General features: G+C 64.1%; 8 protein-coding genes. 3 read left to right on the plus strand and 5 right to left on the minus strand.

The window, feature by feature from the left end; all coding sequences use genetic code 11:
* Positions 1 to 456, plus strand: a 456-nt coding sequence (locus QQJ79_RS13915; RefSeq protein WP_431307604.1) for a hypothetical protein, incomplete at its 5' end; no start/stop codon positions are given.
* Positions 457 to 461: 5 nt separating this feature from the next.
* Here QQJ79_RS13915 and QQJ79_RS13920 read toward each other — a convergent pair.
* A complete protein-coding gene (locus QQJ79_RS13920) occupies positions 462 to 1,289 on the minus strand; it encodes a hypothetical protein (protein ID WP_284223519.1) in 828 nt (275 codons plus the stop codon).
* Positions 1,290 to 1,494: 205 nt separating this feature from the next.
* On the opposite strand from QQJ79_RS13920, the gene QQJ79_RS13925 reads away from it, so the two are divergent.
* Positions 1,495 to 3,273 carry a GmrSD restriction endonuclease domain-containing protein gene (locus QQJ79_RS13925; RefSeq protein ID WP_284223520.1) on the plus strand — a complete coding sequence of 593 codons (1,779 nt, stop codon included), beginning with the start codon at positions 1,495 to 1,497 and terminating at the stop codon, positions 3,271 to 3,273.
* Positions 3,274 to 3,320: 47 nt separating this feature from the next.
* Here the strand turns inward: QQJ79_RS13925 and QQJ79_RS13930 are convergent, their stop codons facing one another.
* The 4 genes from QQJ79_RS13930 to lepA form a co-directional block, all read right to left on the minus strand.
* Positions 3,321 to 3,587 carry a hypothetical protein gene (locus tag QQJ79_RS13930; protein WP_284223521.1) on the minus strand — a complete coding sequence of 89 codons (267 nt, stop codon included), beginning with the start codon at positions 3,585 to 3,587 and terminating at the stop codon, positions 3,321 to 3,323.
* Positions 3,588 to 3,678: 91 nt separating this feature from the next.
* Positions 3,679 to 4,437 (minus strand): SseB family protein, encoded by a 759-nt coding sequence (locus tag QQJ79_RS13935; protein ID WP_284223522.1) that lies wholly within the window; start codon positions 4,435 to 4,437, stop codon positions 3,679 to 3,681.
* Between the two features lie 173 nt (positions 4,438 to 4,610).
* Entirely contained in the window at positions 4,611 to 5,375 is a 765-nt protein-coding gene (locus tag QQJ79_RS13940) for a hypothetical protein (protein WP_284223523.1), read from the minus strand.
* Positions 5,375 to 7,183 (minus strand): translation elongation factor 4, encoded by a 1,809-nt coding sequence (gene lepA, locus QQJ79_RS13945; RefSeq protein WP_284223524.1) that lies wholly within the window; start codon positions 7,181 to 7,183, stop codon positions 5,375 to 5,377. The genes QQJ79_RS13940 and lepA overlap by 1 nt, the downstream gene beginning before the upstream one ends.
* 238 nt (positions 7,184 to 7,421) lie before the next feature.
* On the opposite strand from lepA, the gene QQJ79_RS13950 reads away from it, so the two are divergent.
* Positions 7,422 to 8,518, plus strand: a 1,097-nt coding sequence (locus QQJ79_RS13950) for an efflux RND transporter periplasmic adaptor subunit (protein WP_284223525.1), incomplete at its 3' end; no start/stop codon positions are given.

Below are 8,518 nucleotides of genomic sequence, written 5' to 3' on the forward strand. Positions count from 1 at the left end.
GCTAGAGACGGCGGCATGACCCAGCCGCCCCTCCGCCGCCTGCTCGACCTGCCGGGCATCGACGACCTTGAGCTGAAGGCGCTGATGAAGCCGCGCGCCGCCGACCCGGACGAGCTGCCTGAATTCCCCGAGATCGCCGAGGCCGCCGACGCCGTCGCCCGCGCCGCCTTCGGCCTGACCCCCGACGAGGCCGCCGCCGTCCAGCGACCCGCCGATTGGGACCCCATCGAGCGCCTCGACCCCGCCGACATGGCCGAGGCCTTCGCCGCTGAAGGCTGGGACGTCACGGACGCGCGGCGCAAGCCGCTGCGCATGCTGGCGCACTGGGCCCTGCCGCTGGCGCTGGCCATGCGCGGCGTCGCCGGCGCGCTTCCGTTCCACGCCGAGCCCGACCAGCCCGTCACCGACTGGGGCTCGAACCTGAAGGCCGAGGCGACGCGGTTCAGGAAGCGTTAGAGGGATCACATCCCGACCTTCCACGGATCGCCCGGCGGCGGGCTGGGCGTGACGGTGACGTCCTCCAGTTCTTCCGTCGCTTCCAGAAGCCAGTCCCGCGCCTCGGCCATGGCGTCGAAGCTGGATTGGGAGACCACGACCTCACCGCCCAGATCCCGGATCTGACGCTCCGCCGCGTGGATACGGCGGACCATGGCCATGTGGTGATGGGTCTGGTTCTGCCGCACCTCGGCCAGCCGCCGCTGATACTCTGCCTTGATGGCCCGGTCGGGGTCGTCGACCCGGTCCGGGTTGAACGCCAGCCGCCGCGCCGCCACGCCGTCATCGTCGGCCAGCACCTCGAAGATCAGGCCCAGGTCCATGGTCTCGATCGTCTGCCCCCCGCCCCGCGCCCGCTCGCCCAGCCGCGCATAGCTCTCGGCCAGCCCGGCCAGCGCCTTCGCCTCGTTCCACAGCCGCCCCTTCATCGCCCGCCCCGACGCCAGCGTCGCCGCCCGCGCCAGGGCGACGGGATCGGCGGCCTCGGGGTCGTCGACGGGGGCGGGGGCGAACAGGTTCTTCAGCGCCCTTGTCCCGACGGGATTCAGCGCCCGCGCCCCCTCCTCCTCGGCCTCCACCATCCGCGCATGCGCCCGCGCCCGCGCATCGCCCATCGACTTCTTGGTCCAGCCGTCCCGGCAGGCGTGGCGATACACCGACGACGGCGACGTCTTCCACTTGGCCGCCACATCCTTGGCCATGGCGCCGTTGCGGTATTCCTCGCCGATGATAGCCCATGTCTCGGGGCTCAGGCGATAGTGGCTGGCGGGGGCTTCGACATAGGCTCGGGTCATGACCGGGAGTCTAGGGCGCCCGGGAAGCTTGCTGAGGTAGGAGCCGCAAACGCCCGCTGCGGCTGGAATCGGAGTGTCGGAATCGGGATCGAAACTGACACTCCCCGGCCGGCTTTGCTCATACTAACTCAAGGTAGGAGTCGTTCTACGGTTGCCACCCCAGGGGAGTAGGAGCTACCCCTTTTGCACGGCTGGGGGCTACGACATGGGCGCTACTATTGGCAATTTCCGCGACCTAGTTCGAAAAGCCTATGAGGGGGAGCTGAAGCTTCCTGGGTTCCAACGCACGTTTCGGTGGCGGCCCGACAAAGTCGTCAAGCTCTACGACTCGTTGCGCCTGAAATACCCGATTGGCAGTTTTCTATTCCTTCAAGGAAATGGAGAACTACTCGCCCCACGGGTTTTCAACGGAAGCGCTGTCGAAGCAGTCGATAAGCAAACTTCTTTCTTGGTTCTGGACGGTCAACAACGGCTAACGTCCGGTGTACATCTCTTTTACCCATCTGGGAAACGGCAATATTTCATTGATTTGAACAAGCTTGACGCACTCGTAACGGAACAGTCTGTTGATTTGGAAAGCGAAACTTCTGTTGCTGATTTTTGTGCGTCAATTGATTTTGAAGATGGATATCTAATTTCGAAAAATGCAGTAACGGACCCTCGCTCTCTATTGATCAACAACGATCTACTTTGCACATCAATAGTTACTAATGCGATTAGTTTCAATGTTGCTTCCAGTGATTATGTAGAAGCCAAGCCCGGCCGAAAAAACCTCATGCTCCGCTTGGTGCAACCTCACTTTTCTTTGCATGAAAATGACGGTGTTCCCCACATCGACATCGATGAGAAAACGTCGATCAGCGCGATCAGCCGAATCTTCACTACGCTCAACACAACGGGCCAGATGTTGACGCCGTTTGAATTGGTTGTCGCGTCACTCTTCCCGTCGAAAATTGACCTCCAGAAGGAGGTGAATGATTTCCGATCAGAGGGGAAATACTATCCTCAAATGGATTCCACTGGAGAGATACTGCTTCAGACAATCGCCATGTCTGCCGGTGTTGATCAAAAAAAGTCAAACCTGCCGAAGGAAATTACTGCACCCATTTATGTTCAGCACAAGAAGGTGGCTTTTCTGGCACTGGAGGACTTGGGAGAGTTTCTTACGGCGAACCTCGGGTGTGGGCTGAACATCACCGGGTCACTGGTTCCCTACGATGCCATTTACGCGCCCATGGCTCGGGCACTTCAACACGTCAAAGACAAAGGATTGACTGGCCCGGACCTTGCGGAAGCACACCGGAAGCTGAGGCTGTGGTTCGCCGCAAGCGCCCTAACCCAGCGTTACCAAGAAGGCGTTCACAACAAGCAGACCCGAGATTTCAAAGAGATGGTGGCTTGGATCGACGGCAACGGAAGCAGGCCAGACTGGATCGCTCAAGCTCAAACGCCATCGCTGCGCAACAAATCCTTTGATGGAGCAGTGGGCAAATTCATTCAGTGCTGCATCAATCAAAGAGATCCAAGGGACCCTGTCGTCCTGGCTCACAAGGTTGGCTTCCGAACCGACGCGATGACGACTGAGAAGCACCACATCTATCCCTCGAAATTCGTTCAGCACCTCAACGGATGGGATAAAAAGGTCGACAAAGCCGATACCCTCTTAAACATGATGTTTGTTGAGCGCGGCACCAACAAAAGCTGGCTGAACGCCGATCCGCGCAATCATATCAATGAGGCGAAGAAGAACCTCGCCGAGCAAGCGCTGGTGGAAAACTACCGCCTTCAGTTCATCCCTCCGGCGGGATTTGAACTTTTGACCCGACCAGAAAAAACGACAGAGGAGTTCTATGAGTTTCTCGAACTCCGCCAAGCCGAAATTAGGAAGTGGATCACCGATCATTTCGGCATTGCCCATCAGGACGCAAGCGCGCCTGACGACGATGAGCTCTCTCTCGACGAAGAGTTGGTCGAGGCGGCGTGAGTTTGCCGGAGCGTAGGCTGTAGGGCAGGAAACGGAGACGCGGCGCGCTAGGGTCGGATGGCACGGCTAACGATACCGAACGGATCCCACTGCTCTCTTGTGATCAAATCGTACTTCTCGCCGAACCAATCAACGAAATCAGCCGGGCTCTCATCAAACTTCCAATACCGGAGCACATCCGCTCGATCCGCGCCCGCATCCGAAAGGCTGATGCAGAGCTCGTCCAGCATGATCCGATCAACCTCTTTCACCCACGCGAGACAAGCGCGAGGCAAGTTGAGTCCTTCCCATGGGCTGGCCTTCTGATCGCTCATTGCGGAGTCGATTTCGATTTCCGCAGGCGAAATCAAGGGCAGGTTCGCCGCTTCGGTTGAACTGCGTGGGCCGGTCGGAAGGGCCCGCCCCCTACCTGACCTTCACCCCCACGCCCTTCTCGCCGCCCGGCTTGCTCACGCTCACATCAAACACCTCGCCCCCGAACGCCAGTCCGCGCACGGCGCGTTCGCACAGGGCGGCGATCTCGTCGGCGGGGGCGTCGGTGCGGACGTCGAGGAACCAGCCCATCATCCGGGCTTCGCTCCAGCGGGCGCGGGCCAGCCAGGCCTCGTCGACCTTCATGTCCTGGAACGCCGCGGTCAGGCGGCCGATCAGGGCGATCGGGTGGTTGGGCTCGGGGATGTCGGCCAGCTCGACCGGGCCCGAGGGGCGGACCGAATAGGGCAGCGGGGCGTGCTCCAGCACGGCCTTGATCTGGTCGGGCTCCATCATCAGCCCCTTGCCGCCGGCCGGGTTCATCAGGATCACCGTGTCCTTGAGCATGTCCAGCAGGTTGCGGCCCTTCATGGCCAGGATGCGGGTGTCGGGGCCGAACATCTCGGTGGCGCGGCGCGGGTCGGTGAACAGGGTCACGGTGTTGCGGCCGTCGTTGAGGACGACGCCGCGCAGGATCAGTTGCTCGCCGGGACGCAGCACCTTGGCGCCCTCGTCGCCGGGGGCGCCGCCGGGGCCGTCGGGCTCGGGCACGGCGTAGAGGTCGGCCTCGAGCATGATCCGCTCGAACGCCCCCATCTGCGCCGGGTCCGCCAGACCGGCGTAGAGCAGCTCCTCCAGCGGGTTCATCGGATTGTCGGTGAAGGTGATGGGGGTCTGGGCGGCGTCGGTCATGGGGCGGGCTCGAAGTCGAAGGGTCGGACACAAGAGGGGAGCGGCGGCGTGCCGTCAATCGGGGGGGACGTTGCCGAGCAGTCAGGACCGCGCATCGATCAGCCCATCGCCGAGGAAACTTGCCTTGGTGTGAATGCCGTACAGGCGGTCAAGCGTTGGGCTTCGAGAAGGTGTCACTCAGGGCTTAATGTGTAGCCATACTTGCGATGGTCCAACGCCGTCATTGGGGTTTCCACAACCGCCCGCGCGCACTCGGCGGTGAAATCCCGACAGGACCTTATCGCCACTTTCTCGAATATCCCAAAGGAATAGCGGTAGTGGAATTGGATGGGACCAATTGTGGTCGTTGATGCATATCCGACGGGCAAAAACTTCGGCTTCTTGGTGATTATTACAAGCCCGCCGTGGGCGGCATATTGGATGTCTCCGCCCCGCTCGCTCGTCATCTCTGCGTAGGTCGCGTCCGGCCGCGCCCATAGGTGAAGCGGCGCATTGCGAACTTCTCCCGCCACGAAACGACCCAGCCTTCTGGGAATTGGATGACCGGCATCCGCAATCTGGCAGCCGAGCAATTTGCCAAAATATCGAAATGCGCCGCCATCGCCTTGGCGAAGGCAGGCCTGAACCGCCGCGTCGATCTCACTTTGGTTGATAGTCGTCTGCTCAACCGCGCGGACCACGCGGTCATATGCCCTGTCAGCGCTTTGAGTGCGCGTCGTATTACATGTGTGGCAGATCGGAACTTGGAACTTTAGATGCTTGGACCCCGGCCCCTGGGCTGGACGGCCACGCTCCCCTTCCGCGGCGACAAACATTCCTGCGCCGCGAAACTGGCGCTTGATATCGGACGCCTTTACCTTGTGCTCCTTCGAGTTCGCGCCCGGTTCGCGGCAAATCCAGCAAATGTTGGCTTGGACACCATCGAACAGCCTCGCCATCAATCGTCGTCCATCTTCAGGGCCGCGATGAAGGCCTCCTGCGGGATCTCGACCTTGCCGAACTGGCGCATGCGCTTCTTGCCGGCCTTCTGCTTCTCGAGCAGCTTCTTCTTGCGGGTGGCGTCGCCGCCGTAGCATTTCGAGGTCACGTCCTTGCGCAGGGCGCGGACGGTTTCGCGGGCGATGATCTTGCCGCCGATGGCCGCCTGGATCGGGATGACGAACAGATGGGGCGGGATCAGCTCCTTCATCTTCTCGACCATGCTGCGGCCGCGCATCTCGGCCCGGCCGCGGTGGACCAGCATGGACAGGGCGTCGACGGGCTCGGCGTTGACGAGGATGTTCATCTTGACCAGGTCGCCGACCTTGTAGCCGGACAACTCGTAGTCGAAGGAGGCATAGCCCTTGGAGATGGATTTGAGGCGGTCGTAGAAGTCGAACACGACCTCGTTCAGCGGCAGCTCATAGACCACCAGGGCGCGGGAGCCGACGTAGCTGAGTTCGATCTGCGAGCCGCGGCGGTCCTGGCACAGTTTGATGACGCCGCCGAGGTATTCGTCGGGGGTCAGGATGGTGGCCTTGATCCACGGCTCCTGGATTTCCAGGATCTGCATGACGTCGGGCAGGTCGGCGGGATTGTGCAGCTCCATCTCGGAGCCGTCGCGCAGGCCGATCTTGTAGACCACGCTGGGGGCGGTCGCGATCAGGTCGAGGTTGAACTCGCGGCTGAGGCGCTCCTGGATGATCTCGAGGTGCAGCAGGCCGAGGAAGCCGCAGCGGAAGCCGAAGCCGAGGGCGGCGCTGGATTCCATCTCATAGGTGAAGCTGGCGTCGTTCAGGCGCAGGCGGCCGATGGCGGCGCGCAGGTCCTCGAAATCGGCGGCGTCGACGGGGAAGAGGCCGCAGAAGACCACCGACTGGACGTCCTTGAACCCCTTGAGCGGTTCGGCGGTGGGCTTCTTCTCGTCGGTGATGGTGTCGCCCACGGCGGCGTCGGCCACCTCCTTGATCTGGGCGGTGAAGAAGCCGATCTCGCCGGGGCCGAGCTGGTCGACCGGGGTGTTCTTGGGCAGGAAGACGCCGACGCGGTCGACCAGATGGGTCGAGCCGTGCTGCATCATCTTGATGCGCTGGCCGGCCTTGAGGGCGCCGTCGAAGATGCGCACCAGCACCACGACGCCGAGGTAGGGGTCGTACCAGGCGTCGACCAGCAGGGCCTTGAGCGGGGCGTTCGGATCGCCCTTGGGCGCCGGCAGGCGGGTGACGATGGCCTCCAGCACCTCCTCGATGCCGATGCCGGACTTGGCGCTGCACAGGACGGCGTCGGAGGCGTCGAGGCCGATGACGTCCTCGATCTGCTGGCGCACCCGCTCGGGCTCGGCCGCCGGCAGGTCGATCTTGTTCAGGACCGGGACGATCTCGTGGTTGTTGTCGATGGCCTGATAGACGTTCGCCAGCGTCTGGGCCTCCACGCCCTGCGAGGCGTCCACGACCAGCAGCGAGCCCTCGCACGCCGCCAGCGAACGCGAGACCTCATAGGCGAAGTCGACGTGGCCGGGCGTGTCCATCAGGTTGAGGACGTAGTCGAGGCCGTCCTTCGCCTTGTAGTTCAGGCGCACGGTCTGCGCCTTGATGGTGATGCCCCGCTCCTTCTCGATGTCCATGGAGTCGAGCACCTGCGCGCTCATCTCGCGCGCGGTCAGCCCGCCGGTGAATTGGATCAACCGGTCGGAAAGCGTGGATTTGCCGTGATCAATGTGGGCCACCACACTGAAATTGCGGATGCGTTCGATGGGAGGGGTCGTCATGGCCGCGCCGGTAGCACGGCGGGACCGGATCGCCAACGCGCGCGCCGTCACAGGCGCGCCTCGCGGCCGTTTCGCCACCGCCTGCGGCGCGGATTACTTCGGCGTAAGGCCCCGCTTTGGCGTTTGAGAAGCGACCGCGAAACCGCTATTCAACGGCCGATGACAGGGGCGCCCAGGACGGGCGACCCGAACGCGAGACGCGCGGCTCCCCCCTCCGCGGCGTCCATGGGGATCAGACGTGGCGAACATTGTGCGGAACAGCCTGGCCGGCGCGGTCGTGATGGCCCTGGGTCTGACCCTGGCCGCTTGCGGCGGCGACGAGGCCGCCAAGACGGCGGAGACCAAGGGCGGCGGCGGCGCTTCCAGCCAGACGGTGTCGATCGCCGTGGCGGTCTTGCAGACCCTGCCGCGCACCGTCACCGCCTCGGGTACGGTGTCGGCGTGGGAAGAGGTGCCGGTGGGCGCCGAGACCGGGGGACTGACGGCCACGGGCGTCTTCGTCGATGAGGGCGCCTGGGTACGCCAGGGCCAGCCGCTGGTGCAGCTGAATGACGCCGTGCTGCGCGCCCAGCTGCGTCAGCAGCAGGCCGCGGTGCAGACCGCGGAGGCCAACGCCGCCCGCGACCAGGCGGCGCTGGACCGGGCCCAGGAACTCAAGGAACGCGGCTTCCTCAGCCAGGCGTCGCTGGACACGGCGCTGGCCAACCAGCGCGCCTCGGCCGCCAATGTCGCCGCCGCCCAGGCGTCGCTGTCCGAGACGCGGACGCGTCTGGCGCAGGCCACCATCAAGGCGCCCGTCTCGGGCCAGGTGATCCGCCGCAGCGTCACCCGCGGCCAGATCGTGGGCGCCGGGACCGAACTGTTCCGCATCGTCCGCGACGGCCGGCTTGAGCTGGACGCCCAGGTGCCGGAGACCGAACTGGGTCTGGTCCGCGCGGGCCAGACGGTCGTGATTTCGTCGGACCAGGTGGGTGAAGTCACCGGCCGCGTCCGTATCGTCACCTCCGAGGTCGATGCGGCGAACCGGTTGGGGACGGCCCGAATCTCCCTCACCGGTGGCGGCTTCCGGCCCGGCATGTTCGCCCGCGCCCGCATTCAGGTCGGCGCCCAGCCGGCCGTGACCGTGCCGACCGCCTCGGTGCTGTATCGTGAGAACCGCGCCGGGGTCTTCGTCGTCGGCGGCGACAACCGCGCCCATTTCCAGCCGGTCACGGTCCTGTCGCGCGCGGCGGACCAGACGGCGGTCGACGGGCTGACGGCGGGTTCGCGCGTCGTGGTCGCCGGGGCCGGCTTCCTCGGCGAGGGCGACCGGGTGACGGTCGCCGCCGCGCCGCG

It is taken from the genome of Brevundimonas denitrificans, from assembly GCF_030160755.1.
Taxonomy (GTDB): domain Bacteria; phylum Pseudomonadota; class Alphaproteobacteria; order Caulobacterales; family Caulobacteraceae; genus Brevundimonas; species Brevundimonas denitrificans.

Coding starts and splice junctions, on each gene's coding strand:
- QQJ79_RS13925 (WP_284223520.1), top strand. CDS start 1,495: ATGGGCGCTACTATTGGCAATTTCCGCGACCTAGTTCGAAAAGCCTAT.
- QQJ79_RS13940 (WP_284223523.1), bottom strand. CDS start 5,375: ATGGCGAGGCTGTTCGATGGTGTCCAAGCCAACATTTGCTGGATTTGC.
- lepA (WP_284223524.1), bottom strand. CDS start 7,183: ATGACGACCCCTCCCATCGAACGCATCCGCAATTTCAGTGTGGTGGCC.
- QQJ79_RS13920 (WP_284223519.1), bottom strand. CDS start 1,289: ATGACCCGAGCCTATGTCGAAGCCCCCGCCAGCCACTATCGCCTGAGC.
- QQJ79_RS13935 (WP_284223522.1), bottom strand. CDS start 4,437: ATGACCGACGCCGCCCAGACCCCCATCACCTTCACCGACAATCCGATG.
- QQJ79_RS13930 (WP_284223521.1), bottom strand. CDS start 3,587: ATGAGCGATCAGAAGGCCAGCCCATGGGAAGGACTCAACTTGCCTCGC.